Origin of the sequence: Acinetobacter sp. 742879, assembly GCF_000588535.1 — a bacterium.
Taxonomy (GTDB): domain Bacteria; phylum Pseudomonadota; class Gammaproteobacteria; order Pseudomonadales; family Moraxellaceae; genus Acinetobacter; species Acinetobacter pittii.
On the sequence record NZ_JFYC01000001.1, the window covers coordinates 232,042 to 257,657 of the forward strand.

The following is a 25,616-nucleotide window of genomic DNA, read 5'->3' on the forward strand; positions in this document are numbered from 1 at the left end:
ACATTAGTGTTTTGGAAATGAGAGCAATATTCCAAAACGCTTAAGTTAAACTTACACTACAGTTATTAGATAAAGTTTTAGAAAGAGGAGGCGTTAATAAAAATGGAGAAATCAATGCCATCAAATGCACCAAAAAAAGCCGTAGAAATGAGCAATGATGAAATTGATGACCATATATATAACGCTATTGTAGATGCTATTTTAAATCGACAACTCGTTCCTGGCGCACGTTTAGTTGAAGCACCTTTGTGTGAGGCATTTGGTGTAACGAGGGGAGTGTTAAGACGTGTTTTCGTGAAACTTGCCCATGATAAGGTCATCGAAATTCAGCCCAATCGTGGGGCACTCATCGCAAAACATAGCGCTCATGAAACAAAAGAGGTCTTTGAAGCACGCAGCATGCTTGAAATCGCCACTGTAAAAAAATTAGCTCAAAAGTCACATAACCTAGATTTTAGTGAGCTTCGAGGCTTAGTAGATCAAGAGTCTCATGAGCGTTTAGCTGGTAATTGGGCCGAGTGGATTAAGCTATCGGGGCAATTTCATTTAAAGCTGATTGAAGCAAATCAAAATACGATTATGACCAGTTATTTGCAGACGCTTATTGCAAGGACTTCATTATTAATTGGCTTATATGAAATTCCAAAACATAATAATTGTTCGGCAGATGAACACCGTGCAATTTTAGATGCGATTGAACAAGGCGATGAAAAACGAGCCACTCAATTGATGGAAGAGCATTTAGAAAACTACGCGACCACATTTATTGAACAAGACAGCACAGCATCAGCAGAACAAAATTTATTAAATTTATTTAAAAATAAGAAGATTGAAATCAGTCAAACTAACTGAAAATCATGGGCCAATTTCCTATGGAAAAGGCCCGGATTGGTTATTTTATAGGAACGATTTGACGTGTTAGAAAATCAATAAATAATTTTACTTTCTTCGATAAAATCTTACGGTTTGGCCATGTAACATATAGGTGAAGCGGCTGACTGGTGTAGTCCTCCAAACATTTTTGTAATTTACCTTCTTTATAATAAGGCTCTGCAATAAACTCTGGAAGAAAAACAATACCGTGATCTTTCAAGCACATATCTAATAATAATTCACCATTATTACAGGTCATCACAGGGAAGCAATTAAAGGACACTTCTTTTTGATCTTTTTGGAAGATCAACTTCTTATGTCGGCTATCCTGATAGTAAATTAGAAACTTGTGTTCTTTAAGTTCTTCTAATGAATCTGGCAATCCATGCTGATTAAAATACTCAGGTGTTGCATACAAATATCGTTGATAGGTATTTAATATTTTACTATTTGCCAAATTTGGAGGAGAGCCATCTACACGAATGGTTAAATCAAATTTATTATTATTCATGTCTAATAGCTGATCAGTCATGAATAAATCAATTTTTATGCTGGGATATTTCTCAATAAAGTCTGAAATGATATGTTGAAGAAAAATGTTGCTAAAAGACATTGGTGTATTGAGCTTGAGTTCGCCTTCAGGGTACTGCTGATTATAGCTAATTTCATATGCAGCCCATTCGAACTCACTTAAAATGACTTTGCTATGTTGATAAAACTTTTCCCCACAAGAGGTGAGGTTCATCTGTCTTGTTGTTCGAGTTAAAAGTGTGGTTCTGAGGTCGTTTTCGAGGTAGCAAACACGTTTGGCAACTAAGTCACGAGAAATATCGAGTGCTCTGGCTGCACTACTAAAATTCCCATGTTCTACAACACTTACAAAAGTGGAAATACAGTCTAATCGATCCATGGATAAGCGAAAGGTAACAAATATATATCAATGATTAAACTATAAAAATTAAAAAGCAATCATTGTTTTGATTGTATTCGTACAGAATACAGATTCGTGGTGATTTACTGTCTATGCTTTTACATTTTTATCTGTTTTCATAATAACCAGTAAGCAATTTTGATGCATTACTCATAAGGAATAATGGAGTTTACCCATGAATAAATCACTTTTAGAACAACTATCACCAACCAATTGTCAGGTTATTTTTATTGATCATCAGCCACAAATGGCTTTTGGGGTACAGTCAATAGATCGCCAAGTATTAAAGAATAATACTGTAGGATTAGCAAAAGCAGCTAAAACATTCAATATTCCTGTCACCATTACAACGGTTGAAACTGAAAGCTTCTCTGGTCATACCTATCCAGAACTTTTAGATGTATTTCCAGATGCTCCATTACTAGAACGTACTTCAATGAATTCGTGGGATGACCAAAAAGTACGTGATTCGCTTGCAAAAAATAATCGTAAAAAAGTGATTGTTTCAGGTTTGTGGACTGAAGTGTGTAATAACACCTTCGCTTTTGGTGCGATGCTTGAAGGGGATTATGAGATTTATATGGTCGCAGATGCTTCAGGTGGTACCTCGAAAGAGGCACATGACTATGCCATGCAACGTATGATTCAAGCTGGTGTTGTTCCGGTAACTTGGCAACAAGTATTACTTGAATGGCAGCGTGATTGGGCACACCGTGATACGTATGATGCAGTTATGGCAATTGTACGCGAGCATTCTGGTGCTTACGGTATGGGTGTGGATTATGCTTATACGATGGTACATAAGGCACCTGAGCGTACAACATCAAAACATGAAGTACTTGCACCAGTTCCTGCAAAATAAAACAGTACTGATTTAGGTAAAGGCATGTCTAGTATTCAATATTTAAGTGATATTAATACAGATATGCCTTTATTTTTTAGAACGATAATTCACAAGAATGGAGTTCAGAATGACCGAAATAAACCTCATACTCATAAACGGTAAAATCACAACACTAGATCCTCAGAACCCCGAAGTACAAGCAATTGCGATTGCAGACGGTAAAGTATTACGCACGGGTACAAATGATGAGGTAATGAAACTCGCAACTCCAACAAGTAAAGTTGTAGATTTAAATGGCCGTCGCGTTATACCAGGTCTAAACGACAGTCATTTGCATATTATTCGTGGTGGCCTAAATTACAATATGGAGCTGCGCTGGGAAGGTGTGCCATCTGTTGCCGATGCGTTACGCTTACTCAAAGAACAAGCAGACAATACTCCAGCTCCACAATGGGTTCGTGTCGTAGGCGGATGGACTGAATTCCAGTTTGCCGAAAAGCGTTTACCGACTTTAGAAGAAATTAATAAAGCTGCACCAGATACTCCTGTCTTTGTTTTACATCTATATGCCAGTGCTTTGTTGAACCGAGCTGCACTTGATGTATTGGGCTTTAACAAAGACACACCGGACCCACCTGGCGGCAAGATTGTACGAAATGAAAAAGGTGAGCCAACAGGTCTCTTGCTTGCTACGCCATCGGCTATGATTTTGTATTCGACCTTAGGGAAAGCACCGAAATTGCCAGTTGAAGATCAAGTCAATTCAACTCGACATTTCATGCGTGAATTGAACCGGTTAGGTATTACTTCAGCAATTGATGCGGGCGGTGGCGGTCAAAATTATCCTGAAGATTATGATGTGATTAAGCAATTACACGATCAAAATCAAATGACCGTACGTATTGCTTACAACCTATTTGCTCAAAAGGCAGGCCAAGAGCTTGATGATTATCGCCGTTGGACCGAAATGACATTTCCGGGCGATGGTGATGAGCTATTTAGAATGAATGGAGCAGGCGAGAATCTGACTTGGTCAGCGGGGGACTTTGAAGACTTCTATGAGCCACGTCCGGATTTACCAGAAAAAATGGAAGGTGAGCTCGAAGCTATTGTAGAGCACTTGGCTGAAAAGAAATGGCCATTCCGTATTCATGCAACTTATGATGAAAGTATTAATCGCTTACTGAATGTATTTGAGCGCGTCAATTCAAAACAACCATTTGCGACACGATTTATTATTGACCATGCCGAAACTGTATCTGAGCGTAATATCGAACGTATTGGTGCGTTGGGTGGTGGTATTGCCATTCAACACCGTATGGCATATCAAGGTGAGATTTTCGTAAAACGCTATGGTGCTGAGGCTGCTCAGGCAACGCCACCTGTTAAGAAAATGTTAGAACTCGGTGTTCCTGTGGGTGCGGGAACAGATGCGACTCGTGTTGCCTCTTATAACCCTTGGGTGTGTTTATATTGGTTGAGTACGGGTAAAACAGTGGGTGGATTACCTTTGTATGAGGAAAAAAATCTATTAGACCGTCAGACAGCACTCAAACTCTGGACTAAAGGTTCCGCTTGGTTCTCTGGTGAAAAAGATGTTAAGGGCTCACTCACAGCAGGAGAACTTGGTGATCTGGTGGTATTGTCTGATGACTACTTTAAAGTAGAAGCTGAGGATATCCAGTGGATTGAGTCTGTACTTACTGTCTTAGGTGGCAAAGTGGTCTATGCAGGGGCAGAGTTTAAGCAAGACGATCCGCCGTTACCGCCAGCATCTCCAACATGGTCGCCGGTAAAACGCTTCGGTGGTCAGTGGCGGTTATCTGAAAACCGTAATGCTCCTTCCAATCAATCATTACAGTCACAAAGTGCTTTGTGTGCATGTGCTAGCAGCTGTGGAATGCATGGACACAGTCACGCTTGGATGCTTGATCTTCCTGTAAATGATAAAGACAAAAAGTCTTTCTGGGGCGCACTTGGGTGCTCGTGTTTTGCATTTTAAATAAAACAGTATGGGAACCTGCTGATTAAATGGCTTGATTCTCTAAGGTATGTACGATGAAAATGTACTTGTTATCTTTGGCTGTAGGGTTGCTTGTTGGTGTCTTATATTATGTTTTAAATGTTAAGTCACCAGCTCCACCTCTTGTTGCATTAGTTGGTTTATTAGGCATGGTAATAGGAGAGCAACTGCTTCCTTTCATCAAGTCTTATTTTTAATCTGTTTCATTCAAAAAAGCTAAATGGTGCCATGCCATTTAGCTTTTTATATTAATAAATATCTTCAATTACTTTATACGACGACCTTGCTCATCAATGATCACTTCGCCATCTTCTTTTACAAAATAGCCTAAGTTTTCTACATCTAAAATATCCAATACAATCTCAGAAGGACGGCAAAGTCGTGTGCCTTTTGGTGTAACCACAAATGGGCGATTAATTAAAATTGGGTACTGAACCATAAAATCAGTTAACTGTTCATCGGTCCAATGATCTTGTTCTATCTCTAAATCTTTATAGGGATCAACATTTTTACGAATTGCTTCACGTACAGTTAAGCCTGAATCCTTAATGAGTTGAATCAATTCATCTTTACTTGGTGGTGTTTGCAAATATTCAATAACGATAGGCTCAAACCCAGCATGACGAATAAGCGCCAATGTATTGCGTGAGGTTCCGCAAGCAGGATTATGGTAAATTTTCACTAGCTCAGTCATGGTAAATTTATTATCAAATTAAGATATTGCATTTATATATGGATATCCGTATATTTACAATAACGAATATATTTTGTTGAAGATATGATCAACCAAATCGATTTCTTTAAATGTCTATCTGACCAAACTCGGTTAAACATTCTTAAGTTAGTTCTGAGCAAACAAAATATTTGTGTTTGTGAGCTAACAGAACAGCTTGAGTTGAGCCAACCGAAAATCTCCAGACATTTAGCTTTATTAAGAACTCATGGCATTTTACTTGATGCACGACAGGGGCAATGGGTGTATTACAGCGTCAATCCAGATTTACCAAATTGGGCTGTTGAAGTTTTGAAAACTATAGGAAACCAAGATGAAAGTTTAGTGAATCAATCATCTTCAAAGTTTTCTTCTATTTCTACCTATTGTGAGTAAGACCATGAAATTCTTATTTTTATGCACTGGAAACAGTTGTCGTAGCATTTTGTCAGAAGTTTTATTTAATAGTCGTGCACCAGAAAATTGGAAAGCGTATAGCGCAGGCAGTAAACCATCAGGGCAGGTGCATCCATTAACCATTGAAACACTTGAAAACTTAGGTCTTTCAACAGATGGGTTATGGAGTAAAACTATTGATGACTGCGAACAGTATCAACCAGATGTTGTGATTACAGTCTGTGATTCTGCTGCACAAGAAGCATGCCCACTTTATTTAGGTGGCGCAATCAAAGCACACTGGGGCTTAAGTGATCCATCTCATTTGGACTTGCCAAAAGAAGAAAAGCTTAAAGCATTCCAAGAGACTGTAGATCATATCAACCGTCGTTTAGATGCATTGTTTGCACTTGATGTTCCGAACTTAAGCCGTTCACATTTAATTGCTGAGATTAATGAAATCTCTCATATTGAGTGAGAGAGCCGAGATGACTAAGCAAAAGCTTTCTTTTTTAGATCGTAACCTGACGCTATGGATTTTTATTGCCATGGCTTTAGGTTTGGCAATTGGGGTGTTCTTTCCTCAAGCCTCGGTTTCTTTGAACAGAATGAGTGTAGATAACGTTAATATTCCGATCGCAATCGGCTTAATTTTGATGATGTATCCACCTTTAGCAAAGGTTGATTATGCTACGTTACCAGAAGTATTTAAAGATAAGAAAACCTTAACTTTATCGTTGGTACAGAACTGGATTATTGCTCCAGTTTTAATGTTCGTACTTGCTATAGTTTTCTTGCATAGTTATCCGGAATACATGACAGGCCTGATTTTGATTGGCTTGGCACGTTGTATCGCAATGGTTTTGGTTTGGAATGGTCTTGCTTGTGGTGATAACCAATACCTTGCAGCTTTGGTTGCCTTTAACAGTATTTTCCAAATTTTGTTCTTTAGTACCTACGCATGGCTTTTCTTAACTTTCTTACCTCCATATTTTGGTGTGGCAGGGCAAGTCATTGATGTAAATTTTTGGACCATTACACATGCGGTTTTGGTGTACTTAGGTATTCCATTCTTAATGGGGTTCTTGACGCGTTTGATTTTAGTCAAGTCGAAAGGTTTAGAATGGTATCAAACTAAATTTTTACCAAAAATCAGCCCGATTAGTTTAATTGCTTTACTTTTTACCATTGTGGCTATGTTTAGTCTAAAAGGTGGTGATGTGGTGAGCTTGCCTTTAGATGTATTACGTATTGCAATTCCACTGACGATTTACTTTGTGGTGATGTTCTTTATTAGCTTCTTTATGAGTAAACGTATGGGGAATAACTATCCACGTACCACTGCTATTTCGTTTACTGCGGCTGGTAACAATTTTGAGTTAGCTTTAGCGGTTGCCATTGCAACATTTGGTTTGGCATCACCTGTGGCATTTACCACAGTGATTGGACCATTGGTTGAAGTACCCGTTTTAATTTTACTCGTTACCGTTTCTCTTTGGTTAAAGAAAAAGTATTTCTCAGATGAACAGTCTTAATAATGATTTATCAAATGTAGCATTAGATCTTTTAGATAAACCTACATTTGAGCAAGTGCAAGCACAGCAGCTTGAGCATCCACCTCGCATTTTATTGCTATATGGTTCTAATCGTGAACGTTCTTATAGTCGTTTTGCTGTGCTGACTGCTGGTCGAATCCTTGAATACTTAGGTGCTGAAGTCAAAATCTTTCATCCTAAAGGTTTACCTTTACCTGAGGATGCAGGAACTGATCATCCGAAAGTGCAAGAGTTGCATGAGCTTTTAGCTTGGGCAGAAGGTATGGTGTGGTGCTCACCCGAACGTCATGGCGCGATGAGTTCAATTTTAAAAGCCCAGATTGACTGGATTCCTTTGGCAGCCGGAGCAATTCGTGCAACTCAAGGTAAAACCTTAGCAGTCATGCAAGTTAGTGGTGGTTCGCAGTCGTTTAATGCGGTCAATCAAATGCGTATTTTAGGCCGTTGGATGCGCATGATTACCATCCCAAATCAGTCTTCAGTTGCTAAAGCCTTTTTAGAGTTTGAAGAAGATGGCAGTATGAAACCATCCTCTTACTATGACCGAATCGTTGATGTTATGGAGGAGTTGTATAAGTTCACTTTATTAACTCGTGGGCAAAAACAATACCTGACAGATCGCTACTCTGAGCGTAAAGAGTCGGCAGAAGAGCTGGCAAAACGAGTAAATCAAAAATAAACAGTTTCATAAAAAAGTGCTCCACTCGGGGCACTTTTTATTGTTTAGCTTTTACATTCAGGCCATTGTGGGCAAAAGTTTTTGTAATAGTTCAATAAAGTTTGAAACTTTGGCAGAACTCTCATTTTCCCGAGTAATCAGGTAAAGAGGCGCATTTAGTTTCATTGAATTATCAAACTCGCGATATACAATTTCATGTTCCCAAAAGTTATGCATTGAGGCTGGCACAATCGTTATACCAATTCCAGCAGCGACTAAATTTAATGTTGCAGTAGGACGAGGTGCTTCCTGAATAATGCGTGGACTAAAGCCTGCTTGATAACAGCTATATAAAATATTGTCATATAAACCTTGTCCTGAAGAACGACGGTATAAAACAAAATTTTCATCTGATAAGTCATTTGAGCTAATTTTTTCTTTTTGTGTAAGTGGGTGGCCCATAGGCAATGCCACTACCATTGGCTCATCTAATATATGAAGATGCTTTAGCCCAATATCACGGCTGATTGGCGCTCTTAAAAAAGCGATATCAAGTTTCTCTGAGATTAATCGATCTAATTGTTTTTGGCTGCCTGCTTCTTCAAGTTTGGTTAGTACCTTTGGATATATTTCTCGATATGACCGTAATACTAATGAAATGAGCGGATGCAAACCTGCGGAACTTGTAAAACCAATATTGAGTTGTCCAGTTTTACCTTGACTAACATCTTGGACTAATTTTGGAATATGTTTGGCATGTTCTAATAAAAGTTGTGCTTCTTTAAATAATGCTAAACCCGCTTCAGTCGGTTCAATGCCACGAGGCTGGCGAATAAGTAACTGTGCACCGAGTTCTTCTTCAAGCTTTTTGAGTAAACGCGTCAAAGGCGGCTGTTGAATAAATAATCGGTTTGCGGCATGTGTGATATTTCTTTCTTCTACTACCACCACAAAGGCATGAAGCTTATGTAAATCTAGCATAGGAATACCTTTAGGGTATGGTTAGTGAAAATAAAAGCATTTGTAGATATATCATAAAAGTAGCATTCTATCTTGGTCAGATAAAGTGAAAAGTAACGAAAATGAACCATGTTGAGATTGCTGTGCAAAAGGAGACCGTACCGACTTGCACAGAACTGTTTTTAGGTTTTTTAACATTAGGTTTAATCGGATTTGGTGGTGTATTACCTTTGGCTCGTAAAGTTGTTGTAGAGCAACGACAGTGGCTAAGTCCTGAAAAATTCACTGAGTTACTGGGTCTGTGTCAATTTTTACCGGGCGGCAATATCATTAATTTATCTGTTGCGATTGGCATGGAGTTTCGCGGTGTTCGTGGGGCAGTGAGTTCACTGATTGGCTTGATCCTTGCGCCTACGATAATTGTTGTACTTTTACATTATGTCTATGAGCAGTTCCAAGACAACCTTATGGTTAAGCATCTTTTTGAAGGGTTAGGAGCAGCAGCAGCTGGGCTTCTGGTGGCAACTGGCTTAAAAATGTTGAAACCATTATTACGTAACCCAATAGCGATGTGTGTTGTTGTGGCAGCAATTGTTAGTATTGCTTTTCTAAAAATCTCTTTGCTTTTGACCATGCTGATTTTGTTGGCACTTTATTCAACTATTATTTGGAGACGTGTGTAATGGGTGCAGTTCTACTTACTTTAGCCATCATTTTTACTCAATTGTCTCTTATTGCATTTGGTGGCGGAAATACAATTTTACCTGAGATGCAACGCCAAGTCGTTGACATCCATCACTGGATGACAGCACAAGAATTTAGTGCATTATTTGCCATGGCTCAAGCAGCACCAGGTCCAAACATGATGATTGTACCGTTGGTAGGATGGCATGTAGCAGGGTTGTCAGGTCTACTGGTAACGTCTACAGCTAAATTTTTACCTTCATCAATTATTACTGTGTTTGTAATGAGAGGCTGGTCAAAATTTAAAGATAAGAAATGGCGCCGTGTTTTACAGCTTGCTTTACAACCTGTCACTGTGGGAACTGTGCTTGCCAGTGCGTGGATTATTTCTGAGGCAGCGGCAATAAATACTTTACTTGTCATTATGGTCGTCATTGCAACTTTATTGTCTTTAATTAAAAAAGTTCATCCCTTGCATGTATTGATTGCTGGAGCGGTATTTGGCGTGGTCTTACTTTAGTTTAACCAGTTTGCCGACCTGCGCTGGATGAGTTCAGGTTGGCTTTTTTTGATGAAGAAAATAACAATTAAATCTAAAAAACCGATTAAATATATAAAAACATACTGTTTCACCTATTCTGTGTTTTCACGTACTATGCATCTATTGAAAGAATTTGGATGCATTGGAGTAAAAAACAGATGTTAGATCAAAACATTAAAACTCAATTAAAAGCTTACTTAGAACGTCTAGAAAGTCCAATCGAATTAGTTGCTGCTTTAGATGAATCAGATAAAGCAGCTCAAATTAAAGAATTAGTAACTGAAATCGCTGAGCTTTCTGACAAGGTGACTGCCCGTTTTGACGGTAATAATACACGTCGTCCAAGCTTTGGTGTGGCTAAAGCAGGTGAACAGCCTCGTGTGTTCTTCGCAGGCTTACCAATGGGTCATGAGTTTACGTCTTTGATCTTGGCACTGTTGCAGGTGTCTGGCTATGCACCTAAAGTGTCAAATGAAGTGCTCAACCAGATTAAAGGTTTAAACCTCAAAGCAAACTTTGATGTGTTTGTATCACTCAGCTGTCATAACTGTCCTGATGTGGTACAGGCACTTAACCTGATCGCGATTTATAACCCGAACACCACGGCAACCATGATTGACGGTTCATTCTTCCAAGATGAAGTTGAGCAACGCAAAATCATGGCTGTACCGATGGTATTCCAAGACAATGAGCACATTGGCCAAGGTCGTATGACCCTTGAAGAGATTGTGGCGAAACTTGATACCAACTCAGCTGAAAAAGATGCAGCAGCACTGAATGCCAAAGATGCTTTTGATGTATTGGTGATTGGTGGTGGTCCTGCAGGGGCAACAGCAGCAATCTATGCGGCACGTAAAGGTATTAATACCGGTATCGTCGCTGAACGCTTTGGTGGTCAGGTCATGGACACCATGGACATTGAAAACTTCACATCTGTGCAAAAAACGCAAGGTCCTAAGTTTGCTGCCGAGATGGAAGCACATGTTCGTGAATATGATGTCGATATCATGAACCTGCAACGTGTCAGCAAAATCACAGGGGCCAACCAAACTGAAAATGGCTTGGTTGAAGTTGAACTTGAAAACGGTGCAAAACTTGAATCGAAAACTGTGATCCTTTCTACAGGTGCACGTTGGAGAGAGATGAATGTACCGGGTGAGCAAGAATACCGTACCCGTGGTGTTGCGTACTGCCCACACTGTGATGGCCCATTATTCAAAGGCAAACGTGTTGCCGTGATTGGTGGCGGTAACTCAGGTGTTGAAGCAGCGATTGACCTTGCAGGGATTGTTGAGCATGTAACTCTGGTTGAATTCGATACCAAGCTTCGTGCAGACCAAGTGTTGCAAAACAAATTGCATAGCTTGCCAAACACAACGGTGATTATGAATGCCTTAAGTACAGAAGTGTTAGGCGATGGTTCACAAGTGACTGGCCTTAAATATAAAGACCGTGCGACTGATGAAGAGCATGTAGTCGAGCTTGCAGGGATCTTTGTACAGATTGGTTTACTGCCAAACACTGACTTCTTGAAAGACAGTGAAGTTGAGTTAACCAACCGTGGCGAGATCATTGTGAATGACCGCAACGAAACCAATGTACAAGGTGTATTTGCTGCGGGTGACTGTACCACTGTACCTTACAAGCAAATCATTATTGCTACAGGTGAAGGTGCTAAAGCATCGCTCTCAGCGTTTGATTACATCATCCGTTCTGGGCAATAAAATTTAAGTCCAAAACGAAAGAGCCAAAGTATATCCTTTGGCTCTTTTTCTTTTTATGGTTTATATAAACCGTGTTCGACTAAATGCTCTCGTAAAATACGACGTAACTCTAATACAGCTTGTGGTGTCAGTTGGATTGAATGACCACCTGGAAGAACTTTCTCAGATTTTGCACCTTCTAAGTGAGCACTCTTATAAGGGACAATACCATCGGTAATCACATTTGGATCATCACTCTTGGTGATGTTACCCATAATAGAGTGGAAAACTAATCCTTGGTGTGGATTAATATCTTTTGTGAGTTCCATAAATTTAGATTGATGACTTAGATCGCTCGGTCCATTTTGAATCAAACCATTATCAATATTACTCAAGAAATCTTTAACATCTAAATTTTCGGTTGTCAGTGACGTGGCAACAGCTGACAGGAATGCACCGGGTAAACGAATAATTTTACGTGCCGCCAAGGTAAACCAACGATCCGCATAATCTGTACCGCGATGAGGGGAAGCCAAGAAAATTGCGCGATCAAAATTATTGATTGAATGCATTTGCAATCGTTCGGTAACCATTGGATGTTTTTTGAAGCGATTTTGCTGACGGATCGTCATTAACTCTAAGGCAGGCTTAGTAATATCTCCATCACTGACCAGTAAACGGCTGATAATACCTCCCATACTATGTCCAACAAGGACCGCATCATGCGCGGCAGGGTCACTTGGGTTTAATGAACCAAAAGCTTGTTTCAAGAGTGCATAAATCTGAAAACGACTTTCCAAAATTGGCATGTTGGTCGAATAGAAAACTTGCCAAACTTGGTAATTGTCTCTTAAAACCGTATCGCCCATAACATCATTGGTCAGCGCAATCCATGCCTCGGGGCTACTTGCCAAGCCATGCACCAACACGATAATTTTTTTGTTTGGATTATAAGGTTCGAGCATATATAAATGCGGCATAGTTAAATGCTGATCGCGGTCAATCAGAGTTAAATAAGCTGCAACTCCTAAATTGTTTTCGGCTAACCATAGGCCATAAGGTGCTGAAAAGTTAGCTGCTAGCGGATATTGCTTGCCTGCTACATTAATATTATCTGTCCGATATGGATCATAAACTCGAATCACGAATTCTGGATTATTAATAATTTCTTCGACAGTGGTCGCGTGTTTGGGTTCAGCTACAATAGTCGCAGCTAAGTAGCGTGCGTTATGAATATTTGGATTAACACCATTTTTATAATTATATTTAAGTGGATCTAAAATATATTCATTAATATCTTCATTTCCTGAACTCGGAAAAACAGCCACAAATTCGGAGCCAAAACCATCGCGGCGGTTAATGGTTCTTAAGCCAGAAAAATTCAGGTTATAACTTGAAATTAATTTCTCTAACTTTTGGCCTGATAGTTGTTTATGAAATTCAAAGTCTATTGAATAAACACTCTTACCAATATGGATTTGTGGCTCTACCACATTTTTTTTCGGGTATCTTAAATCATAAACACTGACCATTTTGGCGATTGCTTGATTATAGAAATCGCGAATTTGAACTTGTCTATTATCAAAAATACGGTCATTAGGCTTACGTTTTGTTGAAAATAGATAGGCATAGCTATAGCGAATACTTTTATCTAATAGGCTCAATTGTTGGTCTAAGCAATCATCATATCTATTCAGAATATTCTTTTGTTCTTCTTCAGATTTATGTTTAGTAAATCTACTTACTTTACAGTCAGATGTATCTGATAAAGCCATTGCTTTTGCGAGATACATCTCGCTTGCTGCTGATAAGAACTGTTCATCTAAAATTTGAGGAAGGTTTTTGAGTTGATTTACACAGGTTTTAGGTGTATCTGTACAAACTTTAGCTTCCTGACCAGACATTGATAAAACATTCAGACTCGCTTCGCTAAGTTTATCTTGGGTAAGAATACTATTACGTTCATTTGCAATCGTTACATTCAAAGCTTGCTGTTTAACATTTACGACCTGACAACCACTCAGAATTGAACCGAGTAGTATGACCGTCAACAGTGTTTTGCTTCTTTTTATTGAAAACATTATGGTCAAAATATAGTGGCTCAATGGTAGGTAAATCATACAAATTTTAAAATATTTTTCAAATGATCAAATATAAAAAAGGGCTGTCAAAACAGCCCTTTTTTATAGAATTAAGCTTATTTTTTAGGTGCAGCAGGAGTAGTTGCTGACATTGCTGGGTTAGTTAAAACTTGCCATACGTTCCAACGACCTTGTTTTTCAATTTCTTGAATTAAACGGTCAGCAATTTCCGCTTCATCTGGATATTTAACTTTATAGTTCTTTAGCGTCTGGATCGCGTTTTTCTTTTGCTCCATTGCAATATAGTTATTTGCAGCAGCTAAATATGCTTCTTGAACATTACCTTTAATGGCTTTGTCTAAGTATGGAATCGCTTCACGTTGACCGCCACCTTCAGATAAACCAAAACCGAACCAGAAATTTGTTTCCGCATCATCTGGATTAATTTTTAAAAGTCTTTGAGCATATTCTAAAGATTTAGTGGTATGAACAGTACCTAAATCAAGGTTACGTGCAAGAACACTTGCTTTAAAAGCACGAATTAAAATATCAAATGATGCATTTGGATTTGCAGCAAGTGTATCAAGTTGTTGTGTTACTTCTTTAAGTTTACTTTCAAAGCCTTTACGTTCTTGACGGTCAGTAAAGCGAGGTGGGTAGTGACGTGCTTTACCTTCCACTAACTGTAAGAAGTCATCAATAGTAGTCACGTCAATTTCATTTTCACCGGCTAAAACTGCGTATTTCATTGAACGTTGTGAATTATTGACAGTCGGAATGATCAGTTTATTGACGTCGAGAGTAAGCTGTTTGGTTGGATCATCTTGACGATTAACGACCATTTTGGTCACAGGCTGTGCAGCAGCGTCTTTTAATGCAACTTCAAATGCCGGTGGCTGATCATAGTTAAAAGGGTTTAGCGCATAAAAAGGAGGAGTAAGCTCTGGTTCCTTGAAAACAAAAGGCTCAATTTTTTGTTCTTTTACGGGTGCCATTGTACAAGCGGTTAAACTTGAGGTCGCAAGGATTATATATGCCAAAGGCTTAAAATTCATAGGATCTTCCGTTCATTTTAGTAAAGTCAGATTTGGTACAGGTAAGTCTAGGAAAAGCTAAACAGACATGCAAGGGTAAGCGTGTTACATTATGAATCAAGAATATTACGTTTTTGATGTCTTATCTTGCGCACCGCATTCACGACGAACTTCTTCAATAATTTTCAGTTCTTCATCACTAAAAGGCTGTTCATCCTGACTTTCTTTTTTGAAGCTCGGGTCTAGCTCTGATAAACGCTGGCATAAATTATTCATACGCGTTTCATTATGCTGAATACGATCAAGTAAAACGCGCATACCCTCTAAAATAGGGTCAGACTGATCAGCAGTTGTCGCATATGGAGCGAAACCAATACTTTGCGCATAATCACGGCGACGTTCTTCATCTTTATTCTTGTCAGGTGCATCTTTATAAATATAGCGAGCAGGGTTCCCTACAGCGGTCACGCCAGCAGGAACAGCTTTAGTTACCACAGCATTTGAACCGACTTTAGCACCTTTTCCTATGGTAAATGGACCTAAAATTTTTGCACCAGCACCAACAACCACACCATCTTCTAAAGTTGGGTGGCGTTTGCCAGTCTTCCATGTTGTACCACCTAAGGTCACACCATGATAAAGTGTAACATCATCGCCAATTTCAGCCGTTTCACCAATCACAACACCCATGCCATGATCAATAAAAAAACGTTTACCGATTTTAGCGCCAGGATGAATTTCAATTCCTGTTGCAAAACGACTAAATGAAGAAAGAAGGCGAGCAGCACCTTTACAATCTTTTTGCCATAACTCATGTGCGACACGATGCATCATAATCGCATGAATGCCAGGGTAGGTCGTGAGAACTTCGAGTGTATTGCGGGCAGCAGGATCTCGCGCAAATACAGCCTTTATATCTTCTTTCAGCTGTTTAAGCATTGGGTTGATCCTCCTTGTCAGATAATGCTTTTTTCCATTTACCACTAGTTAGGGCTTGTACACGACTAAAAATACCGCGAAGTAAATGATATTCCATACGATCTAATTGTATACGACCAAATAAACGACGCAAGCGTAAAGGTAACAAACGTGGATTATCTGGATCTAAAAATTCAATTTCGGTTAGCATTTTCTCTAGATGAGGATAAAACTCTTCCATTTGTTGTTGAGTCACCAATGGTTCATCCCATTGCATGCTTTGACCTTGCACTAATGGCATTTCTTCTGCATCTTGGTCCAAGTTTTGTTGCTCTAGAGCAGACATGCGAAGCTCGTAACATACAACTTGAATTGCTTGCGCAACATTTAATACGCCATAGTCCGGATTTACAGGAATTGTTAAATGATAATTTGCCAGTGCTAATTCTTCGTTGGTTAAACCACGATCTTCACGGCCAAAAACAATCGCAATTTGTTGCCCTTGAGTAGTGGCCTTAATAGCTTCTTTGGCAGCAGGTCGAACGTCAAGTAAAGGCCAAGGAATAGTACGGCTGCGTGCACTTGTTCCAAATACTAGATGGCAATCTTTAATAGCATCTTCTAAAGTATCGACAATCTCAAGATGTTCAAATAAATCCTGGGCACCAGCAGCAAGCGCTTGTATGTCTGGGTGAGGATATGTTTTAGGTGCAACAAGAACTAATTTAATTAGCCCCATTGTTTTCATGGCGCGTAAAGCACTGCCAATATTAGCTGGCAAGGTAGTGTTTACCATGACAATACGCACTTGTGCTAATTGTTTTGACACAGTGTTGTGATCAAACGAACTCATAAGATTTCCAGAAATTACGAATATTGAGAAACTTCGCTTTGGTATAAATCCAATGCATCGTCCATAGTCATGTCCGCAGGAGGGGAAGCAACGGTTTGCGGACGAACAGGTTCTGCTGCTTTAGCTGCTTTCGACTTTACTTGATATCCAATATAAATATTATCTTTACCAAAATAATCTCTGAGTTTAGCAAGTAATTCATCGAGAGGAGCAACTTTCCATTGCGGACCAAGTTGAAGCTCAGCTTGAGCATAAGGTTGATCAATCTGTAGCTGTAGAGTGATATGTTGATGCATATCTACATTGCAAAATGGCAAGATTATGTTTTGTAAATCTTTTGCCAAAGTGGCTTGCATAAACTCTTCTGCTAATTTGATCTGAATACTGTTAGCACGTTTTTGTCGTATTTCATTTAAAGTAAAAGCCTTGGTTAAACGGCCCATTGGACGTTCAAAGCCTTCTCTTTCATAAATTTCGCCTTCAAAGACGACAACACGCTCAACTTGGATAATATCTTTAAAACGTTGGAAACGTTCATGGTTGCAACTTACTTCAATACGAGCTGTACCATCATCTAGTACAATAACTACCCGATTCGGGAAGTTTGCGACGTCAATAACTAAACCTGCATACACTGTTGTAACACCGCGACGTGTAGCCGTAATTTCATTTAATTTTACCGGAATAAAAGCTTTAAGTTCTTGTCGGTAAACATCAATTGGGTGACCAGTGAGATATAGGCCAAGCGTGTCTTTTTCGCCTTTTAGACGAACTTCATCACTCCACGGTTTTACTGGTTTAGCTGGCTTACGCTGAACTTCTTCAACCTCACCAAATAAATCCATAATACCGCTTTCACGGTTACTTCGCGCTTGTTCAGCAGCTTGAACAGCTTCAGGCAATTGTGCCATTAAGCTTGCACGTTCAATTCCCAAGCAATCGAGTGCACCCGCACGAATTAAAGCTTCAAGAGTACGCTTATTGATTTTCTTCAAATCAATACGATGGCAAAAATCGAATAGATCTGTATAAGGACCAAATTGTCGACGAGAGTCAATAACTGACTGCATTGCTTGTTCGCCAACGCCTTTAATTGCACCTAAACCATACACAATAGTTTTATCATCGCTCGCATGGAAATGATAAGTCGACATATTGACTGATGGTGGTAAAACTTCTAGGCCATTATTTCGGCAGTCATCAATTAAAAATACAACACTGTCGGTGTTCTGCATTTCCGATGACATTACCGCTGCCATAAACTCAGCAGGATAATGAGCTTTTAACCATGCAGTATGGTAGGCAACGAGGGCATAAGCAGCGGCGTGAGATTTGTTGAAACCATAGCCTGCGAACTTTTCCATATAGTCAAAGATATGGTTGGCTGTACTTTCGTCAATCCCTTTTTCAGCAGCACCTGCTAAGAAAATTTGACGCTGCTTAACCATCTCCTCAGGTTTCTTTTTACCCATTGCACGACGTAGTAAGTCAGCGCCACCGAGAGTATAACCCGCACAGATTTGTGCTGTCTGCATTACCTGTTCTTGGTAAACCATAATCCCGTAAGTTGGTTCTAATACACCTTCAAGAAGGGGGTGAAGATATTCAAAATCCCCACCATGCATACGGTGAATAAAGTCAGGAATAAGATCCATTGGACCAGGACGGTACAATGATACGAACGCAATAATCTCTTCAAATTTACTTGGACGTGCTTCTTTAAGCATTCGTTTCATGCCGACGGATTCAAACTGGAATACCGCTGTTGTATTTGCATCGGCAAAGACAGAGTATGCTTTAGCATCATCAAGTGGAACATGCGAAATAATGAGCGGATCATTACTATCGCGATTTTTATTAATATTTTGAATTGCGTCTTCAATAACGGTTAAGTTACGTAAACCCAAGAAGTCGAATTTGACGAGACCAGCTGCTTCTACATCGTCTTTATCATATTGAGCAACACGGCTAGTTCCATCTTCATCACAAAGTACAGCCGAGAAATCGGTAATCTTACCGGGTGCAATAACAACACCACCGGCATGTTTACCAGTATTTCGGGTGATACCTTCTAGTTTTAATGCCATTTCCCAGATTTCACTCGCATCATCATTATCTGGGTTAGATGGGTTGGTAACGATATCTTTAAGCTGGGGTTCCATCTCAATAGCAGTGGCTAAGTCCACACCGAGCGGTTTAGTCGGTACCATTTTTGAGATACGGTCAGCTAAACCGTAAGACTTACCCAATACACGGGCAACGTCACGAATTGCACCTTTTGCCGCCATCGTACCGAAAGTTGCAATTTGCGACACGGCTTCACGGCCATAAGTACGGGAAACATAATCAATGACGCGGTCACGTCCGGCAATACAGAAGTCGACGTCAAAGTCGGGCATCGAAACACGTTCTGGGTTTAAGAAACGTTCGAAAAGTAGATCGTAACGAAGAGGATCAAGATCAGTAATTTTTAAGCTATAGGCAACGAGTGAACCCGCACCTGAACCACGGCCTGGACCGACAGGAACTCCATTATTTTTTGCCCACTGGATGAAGTCCATGACAATAAGGAAGTAACCCGGGAATCCCATTTTGAGGATAATGCCGACTTCGTAATCAATTCGTTCATCGTAAGGTTTACGAATCTCAGGCCAGTCTTCGCCACGTTTTTCGACAGGGTAGAGATAATCTAAACGTTCTTCTAGACCTACTTTTGACAAATGCTCAAAGTAAGTGTCAATGGTAAAGCCATCTGGAATTGGATAGTCAGGTAAAAAGTAGGTTCCTAGTTGTAGGCTAACATTACAGCGTTTTGCTATATTGTAGGTGTTTTCGATAGCACTTGGGATATCTGAAAACAACTCAATCATTTCATCGGAGGTTTTAAAGTGTTGTTCAGGACTATATAAGCGTGGACGACGGTCATCTGCTAATACATAGCCATCAGCAATACAAACACGTGCTTCATGAGCCTCAAAATCTTCTTTTTCTACAAAGTGCACATCATTATGCGCAACTACACCCACATTATATTGGGCAGCAAGTTTAGCGGCTTCTTGAATAAAGTCTTCTTCACCAGGACGATCGGTACGTGTTAAAGCCAGATAAACACGGTTACCAAATTTTTCGATCCATGCTTCTAAAAGCGGAGCTGCTTTTTGAGGGTTAGATGAGCAAAGCATCTGACCCACATCACTATGTTGGCCAAGTAAAACAATAATATCTTGATGCTGTTCAAGTACCCATTCTTTTTGTACACATGGAATACTAAGTTGTTGCCCTTCAATAAAACCGCGTGAAACGATTTCGGTGAGACTTTTCCAGCCTACATTACTCATTGCAAGTAAAGTTGCACGATGTTGAGCATCGTCAAGGCGAATTGTGCTACCTAAAAGCGGCTTAATCCCTTTTTTTAAACAAGAATTATAAAATTTTACTGCTGCATGAAGGTTTGAGAGATCGGTTAATGCCAGCGCAGGCATTTGGTCTTTAACCGCAGCGTTGACCAAGTCAGGTATGCGAACTATCGACTCTGTAATCGAAAATTCTGTATAAATACCGAGATGAACAAACTGCATAAACCAATCCTTAATACGACTGCAGCATAGTTTAGCACGCAAAGTTAAAACGAAATGCTTAATATTTTGGCAAACTGTTAAGGATTTTATTATTTAAGAAGAATGATTTGAATATCTATTGTACAGATTGAATATAAAAGAGCTTATTTTTAAGAAATAGGACCAACCCAAACTTTATGTTTGGGCTGGTTGAAAAACTTAGTACTGCCAGAACATGCGCTGAATTTCTTTCGTGTCATTAGTCTTAGTAAGAGCTAAAGCTGCAAGAAGACGCGCTTTTTGAGGGTTTAAATCATGTGCTGCTACCCAACCATATTTAGAGTCAGGTTGTTCTGCATCACGTAATACGAAACCTTGTGCGACACGTGATGAACGGATAATTTGAATACCGTTTTTGTCGTGAAGATTTTGTAAGGTTGGTACGATATATTTTGGTACAGAACCGTTACCAGTACCTGCATTAATGATCGCTTTAGCACCAGCTTTTGCATACGCTTCATATGCATCTGGAAGCATAGAGTCCGAACCATAAACGATCTGTACAGTTGGAAGTGCATCGCCTTTAATATTTTCAATATTAAACTCTGAAGCATTTGTATGACGCTTTACAGATTGTCTGAACCAGTAAGGCTTGCCTTCAACCAATGTACCTAAAGCGCCCCATTGGCTAACAAAAGCATTTGTATGAATGTTAATGCCTTTAGTTACATCACGTGCAGCAAAAATAGAGTCGTTCATGAGAACCATAACGCCTTTATTTTTCGCATCATCAGAAGCTGCTAAAGCAACTGCACTATAAAGGTTAAGTGGACCATCAGCTGAAAGAGCAGTTGAAGGACGCATTGAGCCAACAAGTACAATCGGTTTATCAGTATGAACAACCAAATTTAAGAAAAATGCTGTTTCTTCTAAAGTATCTGTACCGTGTGTAATTACGACACCATTAACAGATGGCTTTTTAACAAGCTCATTCACTTGACGAGCAATTTCTAATAATTCCTTGTCAGTAATACTCTCAGAAGCGATTTGTAATGCTTGAATACCAGTTACATTTGCCAAATCTTTGATTTGTGGAACTGCGTTAATTAGCGTATCAACAGGAACTTTTGCAGCAGTATAAGTTGCACTATTTGCCGAGCTTGCGCCAGCACCAGCGATAGTACCGCCAGTCGCAACTACAACAACATTATTTTTTGCATAAAGTGGGAGAGAGCAGGCTAATAAGCCCATCGCTAAACCTAAAGATTTAACAGTTTTAGTCAACATCGAAAATATCCTTATGAAGTGACGAAGTAAAAGTTTGTTGAATATGACTGCTTTTCCTAAGCAAAATACATACCATGTAAAACATATTCATAACTTGTTTGAATAAGAAGCATCCTTGAATAGCATTTTGTTTCATCAACAATTGCTTAGTCATTGCTTTTATTTAGCGCTAATAAATAACATGAATAAAATAAAAAATCTATTAAGTTTTTCTAATTTATCTTGATTTGTTTATTTTTTAATATAAATAAAGCAAATGATTTTTTTATCTGTATAAAACTAAAAAATAATAGATATGTTTGAGTAATTTTTTGCCATTTGATATTTTTATATTATTGATTTTTATTGTTATAATTTAATATTAAGATGATTTTAAATTTTTTAGTATGAATTGAAAAATAATTCCATTAATTTAATATAATTTAATTTTTGTAAATTGAATTAAAATTTAATCACTTGGTATTTATTTTTAAAAATATAAAATTTGTTTGAATCATTTTTATTCTATTTTTAAGGTTTGATTTAAGAAAATTTAATAGCAGTTTAAAGTCATTATTTAATATAAAAATATAGGTGAATTTCTGCCAGTAATTTTAAAATAAAAAAAGAGCAATTTTATAAGGTCATATAAAATTGCTCTTAAGTTGGGAGAGTGGGAGAAAAGAGAAACTTATGCGGTCGTTTGTTCTTGAGTTGATTTAATTAATACTGGCTCTGGTAGTTCTTCACTATCAGCCACTTTATCGCCTTCAAGCTTGGCAACAACTGCAGTAGCAATACTGTTACCTACTACGTTTGTTGCAGTACGGCCCATATCAAGGAACTGATCGATACCGAGTAATAAAAGGATGCCAGCTTCAGGTAAATGGAACATAGTGAGCGTTGCTGAAATAACTACAATAGAAGCTCGTGAAACACCTGCAATACCTTTACTTGTTACCATTAGAGTTAACAAAATTAAGATTTGTTGAGTGAAACTAAGATCAATATTGTAGGCCTGAGCAATAAAGAGCACTGCAAACGTGGTGTACATCATTGAACCATCAAGGTTGAATGAATAACCTAAAGGTAATACAAAGCTCGTTACTTTTTTAGGCACACCAAATTTATTTAGTGCATCCATTACTTTAGGATAGGCTGATTCACTTGAAGCTGTAGCAAAAGCAAGCGTTACAGGTTCACGAATTAATTTACCTAAACGGAAAATATCTTTTTTAAGTACGATTGCACCTACGGAGAATAAGATGATCCACAGTAATAAAAGACCGAAGTAGAACTCTGCGATTAAGATGCCATAATCAACAATCAAGCCTAAACCTTGTACTGTAATTGCTGAAGCGATTGCTGCAAATACTGCAACAGGTGCAAACATCATGACGTAATCAGTAATACGGAACATGATTTTGCTGAGTTCATCAGTCAAACGAATGATAACTGAATCTTTTTCTTTGCCTTGATTTACAAAAGCAAGGGCTGAGCCAAAGAAAATAGAGAAAACAAGTACTTGCAAAATATCATTGTTTGCCATTGCTTCGGCAATACTGCGTGGGAAAACATGGCTTAAAAATGATTGTAGAGTGAAGCCTGTAGTCGCTGGAGCAGAAGAGCTACTCAATTGTTGCGCAGTTGGTAATACTAAATCTAAAGCTGCACCTGGTTGGAAAAAGTTTGCCAGACCCATACCGATAGCAAGCGATACGAACGAAGCAGTAATAAACCAAGTCATTGATTTAAGGGTGATACTGCCGATTGATGTAGATTTCCCCATTGATACAATGCCTGAAACAATAGTGGCAAATACCAATGGAGCAATAATCATTTTGATAAGGCGTAAAAAGATATCTGTAGGTATGTTGAGATAAGAAGCGATTTGCTTCAATTGTTCACCCTCATTAAAGAAGTGGTGACAAATCCAACCTGTCAGTATGCCAAGTAAAATAGCAACAACAATATACTTGAGCAATTTCTTTTGCTTCATATGAACCTCTATCCATTTGATTCAATCATCCTTTGATGGGATTTGAATGATTGAAAGCTTTCCTTGTTAGTTCAGTTCGGTCGTTCTAACGATGTTATCTTCCTAGATCTGTATCTGTTTTAACCGAATCGAATATGGCGATGTTGTTATGGAGATGGATTGTTGCTCGATTTTGAAGCAGTGTGAAATGCAAAAAAATATTGATCCATGCATTTTTTGCATAATAAAGGTTAAGTAGATTGAAGGAAATCAAGTAATTTAAAACGTATGGTAAAAAATATATAAATCAAAAAATTAACTAATTTTTAAAGTTAAAAGAATTATAAAATTTATAAAAATAATTTAAATACAATAATTTATTTTGTGTTGGTAAAATTGTTATGTGGTTAGGAGATTATTCTTTTATAAAAATGAAAAAATAGAATTATAAAAAAGGCACCTATTTAGAGATGCCTTTTTTTGTTATGCATTTTTTTAACGGCGATTGGCTAAGAAACGACCTAGACGGGTAATTGCTTCACGTAATTCATTTTCAGCAGGTAAGAAAACCACGCGGAAATGGTCAGGTGTTGGCCAGTTAAAGCCTGTGCCTTGCACCAATAAAACTTTTTCTGCACGTAGCAAATCAAGCATTAACTTTTCATCATCTTCAATTGGGTAGATGTTCGGGTCAAGGCGCGGGAAACAGTACATTGCTCCATCTGGTTTTACACAACTTACGCCTGGAATTTCATTAAGCATTTCCCAAGCAATATTACGCTGTTCATATAAACGGCCACCAGGACGGATCAAGTCATTAATTGATTGATAACCGCCTAGGGCAGTTTGAATTGCATATTGAGCTTGAACGTTTGCACATAAGCGCATTGACGCTAACATGTCTAATCCTTCGATATAGTCGGCAGCACGGCTTTTATCACCCGTAATTGCCATCCAACCTGAACGGAAGCCTGCAATACGATAAGCTTTTGATAAACCATTAAAAGATACACAAAGCTGGTCGCCCGCTAATGACGCTACTGAAACATGTTCAATACCGTCATAAATAATTTTGTCGTAAATTTCATCAGCAAATAAAATTAGATCATATTTTTTTGCAATCGCTACAATCTGTTCAAGAATGTGGCGTGGATATACTGAACCCGTAGGATTGTTCGGGTTAATGATGACAATACCGCGAGTATTCGGAGTAATCTTACTTTCAATATCAGCAATATCTGGGTACCAGCTATTTTCTTCATCACATTTATAATGAATTGCTGTGCCGCCTGAAAGATTAACTGCTGCTGTCCAAAGTGGATAATCTGGCATTGGAATCAGCATTTCGTCTCCATCATCTAATAGGCCTTGCATAGCCATTACGATGAGTTCAGATACGCCATTACCAATATACACGTCATTGACATGCATATTGAGAATTCCTTTTTGCTGGTAATACTGACAAATTGCTTTGCGAGCAGGGAAGATACCTTTTGAGTCAACATAACCAATTGCGTTTGGTAAGTTTAAAGCAACATCGTTAATAATTTCTTGTGGTGCTTCAAATCCAAAAGGAGCTGGGTTACCAATATTCAACTTGATAATCTTATGTCCTTGCTCTTCCATTTCATTGGCGGCTCGTAAAACTGGCCCACGGATGTCATAACAAACATGCTCAAGCTTCGATGATTTTTTGATTTCTCGAGTAGATGGCATGGAATGGATGGTAGCAGTATTTTTAGACATAACGGGATTCACTTTTGCATATCGGTATAAATAACTTTTAAATGTTTTAACTGTTACCAAATTTAGATCATGTTGATCTTTCAATAGTTCAACAATTTTTTCATGGGTAAAACCCGATTGTTGATATTGTTTGATAATTGGTAGTAGTTGTTGGAAAACCACACTTTTTTTCTGAGACATGTTCTGTCCTATACAACCGTGCGCACTTAGAATAGCACTATGTTTGCTTGCTTTAAAGAAGATTAGTAATAAATTTGCTTACTTTTGATTTTGTATTTTGCTTACTTTTTGCTTTTTGTTCT

At 38.6% G+C, this 25,616-nt stretch carries 22 protein-coding genes; 11 read left to right on the top strand and 11 right to left on the bottom strand.

All coding sequences use genetic code 11. The features are described 5' to 3' along the window. The first annotated feature begins 102 nt into the window (after positions 1-102). Entirely contained in the window at positions 103-852 is a 750-nt protein-coding gene (locus J690_RS05895) for a GntR family transcriptional regulator (RefSeq protein ID WP_081405073.1), read from the top strand. A 40-nt stretch (positions 853-892) separates the two neighbouring features. Here J690_RS05895 and J690_RS05900 read toward each other — a convergent pair whose 3' ends face one another. Beyond that, positions 893-1,783, bottom strand: a complete 891-nt coding sequence (locus J690_RS05900; protein ID WP_005802433.1) for a LysR family transcriptional regulator — start codon at positions 1,781-1,783, stop codon at positions 893-895. A gap of 196 nt (positions 1,784-1,979) precedes the next feature. Here J690_RS05900 and J690_RS05905 point away from each other — a divergent pair, with 196 nt between their 5' ends. The 3 genes from J690_RS05905 (at position 1,980) to J690_RS23625 (ending at position 4,868) form a co-directional block, all read left to right on the top strand. Continuing rightward, positions 1,980-2,666 (top strand): hydrolase, encoded by a 687-nt coding sequence (locus tag J690_RS05905; protein WP_001043290.1) that lies wholly within the window; start codon positions 1,980-1,982, stop codon positions 2,664-2,666. 109 nt (positions 2,667-2,775) lie between these two features. Beyond that, positions 2,776-4,650: an amidohydrolase gene (locus tag J690_RS05910; RefSeq protein ID WP_032034722.1), complete on the top strand. Its 1,875-nt coding sequence runs from the start codon at positions 2,776-2,778 to the stop codon at positions 4,648-4,650. Between the two features lie 56 nt (positions 4,651-4,706). Beyond that, the gene (locus J690_RS23625) at positions 4,707-4,868 is read left to right on the top strand and encodes a DUF1427 family protein (protein ID WP_000784879.1); all 162 of its coding nucleotides are present in this window, start codon (positions 4,707-4,709) and stop codon (positions 4,866-4,868) included. A gap of 68 nt (positions 4,869-4,936) precedes the next feature. Here J690_RS23625 and arsC read toward each other — a convergent pair whose 3' ends face one another. Next, positions 4,937-5,365, bottom strand: coding sequence for an arsenate reductase (glutaredoxin) (gene arsC, locus J690_RS05920; protein WP_032034724.1), 429 nt, complete (start codon positions 5,363-5,365; stop codon positions 4,937-4,939). An 84-nt stretch (positions 5,366-5,449) separates the two neighbouring features. On the opposite strand from arsC, the gene J690_RS05925 reads away from it, so the two are divergent. From J690_RS05925 to arsH, 4 genes are read left to right on the top strand one after another with little or no spacing between them, the layout of a single operon-like run. After that, positions 5,450-5,779: a metalloregulator ArsR/SmtB family transcription factor gene (locus tag J690_RS05925; RefSeq protein ID WP_032034726.1), complete on the top strand. Its 330-nt coding sequence runs from the start codon at positions 5,450-5,452 to the stop codon at positions 5,777-5,779. Positions 5,780-5,783: 4 nt separating this feature from the next. Further along, positions 5,784-6,257: an arsenate reductase ArsC gene (locus tag J690_RS05930; RefSeq protein ID WP_032034728.1), complete on the top strand. Its 474-nt coding sequence runs from the start codon at positions 5,784-5,786 to the stop codon at positions 6,255-6,257. A 10-nt stretch (positions 6,258-6,267) separates the two neighbouring features. Then, a complete protein-coding gene (gene arsB, locus J690_RS05935) occupies positions 6,268-7,314 on the top strand; it encodes an ACR3 family arsenite efflux transporter (protein ID WP_032034731.1) in 1,047 nt (348 codons plus the stop codon). Further along, positions 7,301-8,014 carry an arsenical resistance protein ArsH gene (gene arsH / locus J690_RS05940; protein WP_032034734.1) on the top strand — a complete coding sequence of 238 codons (714 nt, stop codon included), beginning with the start codon at positions 7,301-7,303 and terminating at the stop codon, positions 8,012-8,014. The genes arsB and arsH overlap by 14 nt, the downstream gene beginning before the upstream one ends. Positions 8,015-8,071: 57 nt before the next feature. Here the strand turns inward: arsH and J690_RS05945 are convergent, their stop codons facing one another. Then, positions 8,072-8,974 carry a LysR family transcriptional regulator gene (locus J690_RS05945; RefSeq protein WP_032034736.1) on the bottom strand — a complete coding sequence of 301 codons (903 nt, stop codon included), beginning with the start codon at positions 8,972-8,974 and terminating at the stop codon, positions 8,072-8,074. A gap of 101 nt (positions 8,975-9,075) precedes the next feature. Here J690_RS05945 and J690_RS05950 point away from each other — a divergent pair, with 101 nt between their 5' ends. The 3 genes from J690_RS05950 (at position 9,076) to ahpF (ending at position 11,902) form a co-directional block, all read left to right on the top strand. Continuing rightward, complete coding sequence (locus tag J690_RS05950) at positions 9,076-9,636, top strand: chromate transporter (RefSeq protein WP_013198158.1); 561 nt, start codon at positions 9,076-9,078, stop codon at positions 9,634-9,636. After that, entirely contained in the window at positions 9,636-10,157 is a 522-nt protein-coding gene (locus J690_RS05955; RefSeq protein WP_009388239.1) for a chromate transporter, read from the top strand. Before J690_RS05950 ends, J690_RS05955 begins: the two co-directional genes overlap by 1 nt. Positions 10,158-10,336: 179 nt before the next feature. Beyond that, entirely contained in the window at positions 10,337-11,902 is a 1,566-nt protein-coding gene (gene ahpF / locus J690_RS05960; protein WP_032034740.1) for an alkyl hydroperoxide reductase subunit F, read from the top strand. A gap of 53 nt (positions 11,903-11,955) precedes the next feature. On the opposite strand, the gene J690_RS05965 is transcribed toward ahpF, so the two are convergent. The 8 genes from J690_RS05965 to J690_RS06000 form a co-directional block, all read right to left on the bottom strand. Beyond that, positions 11,956-13,962 (bottom strand): esterase/lipase family protein, encoded by a 2,007-nt coding sequence (locus tag J690_RS05965; protein ID WP_032034742.1) that lies wholly within the window; start codon positions 13,960-13,962, stop codon positions 11,956-11,958. Positions 13,963-14,078: 116 nt separating this feature from the next. Then, positions 14,079-15,017, bottom strand: coding sequence for an ABUW_2363 family tetratricopeptide repeat lipoprotein (locus J690_RS05970; protein WP_032034744.1), 939 nt, complete (start codon positions 15,015-15,017; stop codon positions 14,079-14,081). Positions 15,018-15,122: 105 nt separating this feature from the next. Further along, on the bottom strand, positions 15,123-15,935 hold the full coding sequence (gene cysE / locus J690_RS05975) for a serine O-acetyltransferase (RefSeq protein WP_014206521.1): 813 nt from the start codon (positions 15,933-15,935) through the stop codon (positions 15,123-15,125). After that, positions 15,928-16,767, bottom strand: a complete 840-nt coding sequence (locus J690_RS05980; protein ID WP_005076414.1) for an RNA methyltransferase — start codon at positions 16,765-16,767, stop codon at positions 15,928-15,930. The genes cysE and J690_RS05980 overlap by 8 nt, the downstream gene beginning before the upstream one ends. Before the next feature lie 14 nt (positions 16,768-16,781). After that, positions 16,782-20,345 (bottom strand): DNA polymerase III subunit alpha, encoded by a 3,564-nt coding sequence (gene dnaE / locus J690_RS05985; RefSeq protein ID WP_032034746.1) that lies wholly within the window; start codon positions 20,343-20,345, stop codon positions 16,782-16,784. A gap of 198 nt (positions 20,346-20,543) precedes the next feature. Beyond that, positions 20,544-21,611, bottom strand: coding sequence for a type II asparaginase (locus tag J690_RS05990; RefSeq protein WP_014206524.1), 1,068 nt, complete (start codon positions 21,609-21,611; stop codon positions 20,544-20,546). A 670-nt stretch (positions 21,612-22,281) separates the two neighbouring features. Further along, entirely contained in the window at positions 22,282-23,589 is a 1,308-nt protein-coding gene (locus J690_RS05995; RefSeq protein ID WP_032034748.1) for a dicarboxylate/amino acid:cation symporter, read from the bottom strand. Between the two features lie 474 nt (positions 23,590-24,063). Then, on the bottom strand, positions 24,064-25,494 hold the full coding sequence (locus J690_RS06000; RefSeq protein WP_014206525.1) for a pyridoxal phosphate-dependent aminotransferase: 1,431 nt from the start codon (positions 25,492-25,494) through the stop codon (positions 24,064-24,066). Positions 25,495-25,616 lie beyond the last annotated feature (122 nt).

Bases quoted from the DNA above. Each gene is read 5' to 3' on its own strand.
- J690_RS05995 (WP_032034748.1), bottom strand. From the start codon at position 23,589: ATGAAGCAAAAGAAATTGCTCAAGTATATTGTTGTTGCTATTTTACTT.
- J690_RS05900 (WP_005802433.1), bottom strand. From the start codon at position 1,783: ATGGATCGATTAGACTGTATTTCCACTTTTGTAAGTGTTGTAGAACAT.
- dnaE (WP_032034746.1), bottom strand. From the start codon at position 20,345: ATGCAGTTTGTTCATCTCGGTATTTATACAGAATTTTCGATTACAGAG.
- J690_RS05965 (WP_032034742.1), bottom strand. From the start codon at position 13,962: ATGTTTTCAATAAAAAGAAGCAAAACACTGTTGACGGTCATACTACTC.
- J690_RS05970 (WP_032034744.1), bottom strand. From the start codon at position 15,017: ATGAATTTTAAGCCTTTGGCATATATAATCCTTGCGACCTCAAGTTTA.
- cysE (WP_014206521.1), bottom strand. From the start codon at position 15,935: ATGCTTAAACAGCTGAAAGAAGATATAAAGGCTGTATTTGCGCGAGAT.
- J690_RS06000 (WP_014206525.1), bottom strand. From the start codon at position 25,494: ATGTCTCAGAAAAAAAGTGTGGTTTTCCAACAACTACTACCAATTATC.
- arsB (WP_032034731.1), top strand. From the start codon at position 6,268: ATGACTAAGCAAAAGCTTTCTTTTTTAGATCGTAACCTGACGCTATGG.
- arsC (WP_032034724.1), bottom strand. From the start codon at position 5,365: ATGACTGAGCTAGTGAAAATTTACCATAATCCTGCTTGCGGAACCTCA.
- J690_RS23625 (WP_000784879.1), top strand. From the start codon at position 4,707: ATGAAAATGTACTTGTTATCTTTGGCTGTAGGGTTGCTTGTTGGTGTC.
- J690_RS05910 (WP_032034722.1), top strand. From the start codon at position 2,776: ATGACCGAAATAAACCTCATACTCATAAACGGTAAAATCACAACACTA.
- J690_RS05905 (WP_001043290.1), top strand. From the start codon at position 1,980: ATGAATAAATCACTTTTAGAACAACTATCACCAACCAATTGTCAGGTT.
- J690_RS05930 (WP_032034728.1), top strand. From the start codon at position 5,784: ATGAAATTCTTATTTTTATGCACTGGAAACAGTTGTCGTAGCATTTTG.
- J690_RS05895 (WP_081405073.1), top strand. From the start codon at position 103: ATGGAGAAATCAATGCCATCAAATGCACCAAAAAAAGCCGTAGAAATG.
- ahpF (WP_032034740.1), top strand. From the start codon at position 10,337: ATGTTAGATCAAAACATTAAAACTCAATTAAAAGCTTACTTAGAACGT.
- J690_RS05955 (WP_009388239.1), top strand. From the start codon at position 9,636: ATGGGTGCAGTTCTACTTACTTTAGCCATCATTTTTACTCAATTGTCT.
- J690_RS05980 (WP_005076414.1), bottom strand. From the start codon at position 16,767: ATGAGTTCGTTTGATCACAACACTGTGTCAAAACAATTAGCACAAGTG.
- J690_RS05990 (WP_014206524.1), bottom strand. From the start codon at position 21,611: ATGTTGACTAAAACTGTTAAATCTTTAGGTTTAGCGATGGGCTTATTA.
- J690_RS05950 (WP_013198158.1), top strand. From the start codon at position 9,076: ATGAACCATGTTGAGATTGCTGTGCAAAAGGAGACCGTACCGACTTGC.
- J690_RS05945 (WP_032034736.1), bottom strand. From the start codon at position 8,974: ATGCTAGATTTACATAAGCTTCATGCCTTTGTGGTGGTAGTAGAAGAA.
- J690_RS05925 (WP_032034726.1), top strand. From the start codon at position 5,450: ATGATCAACCAAATCGATTTCTTTAAATGTCTATCTGACCAAACTCGG.
- arsH (WP_032034734.1), top strand. From the start codon at position 7,301: ATGAACAGTCTTAATAATGATTTATCAAATGTAGCATTAGATCTTTTA.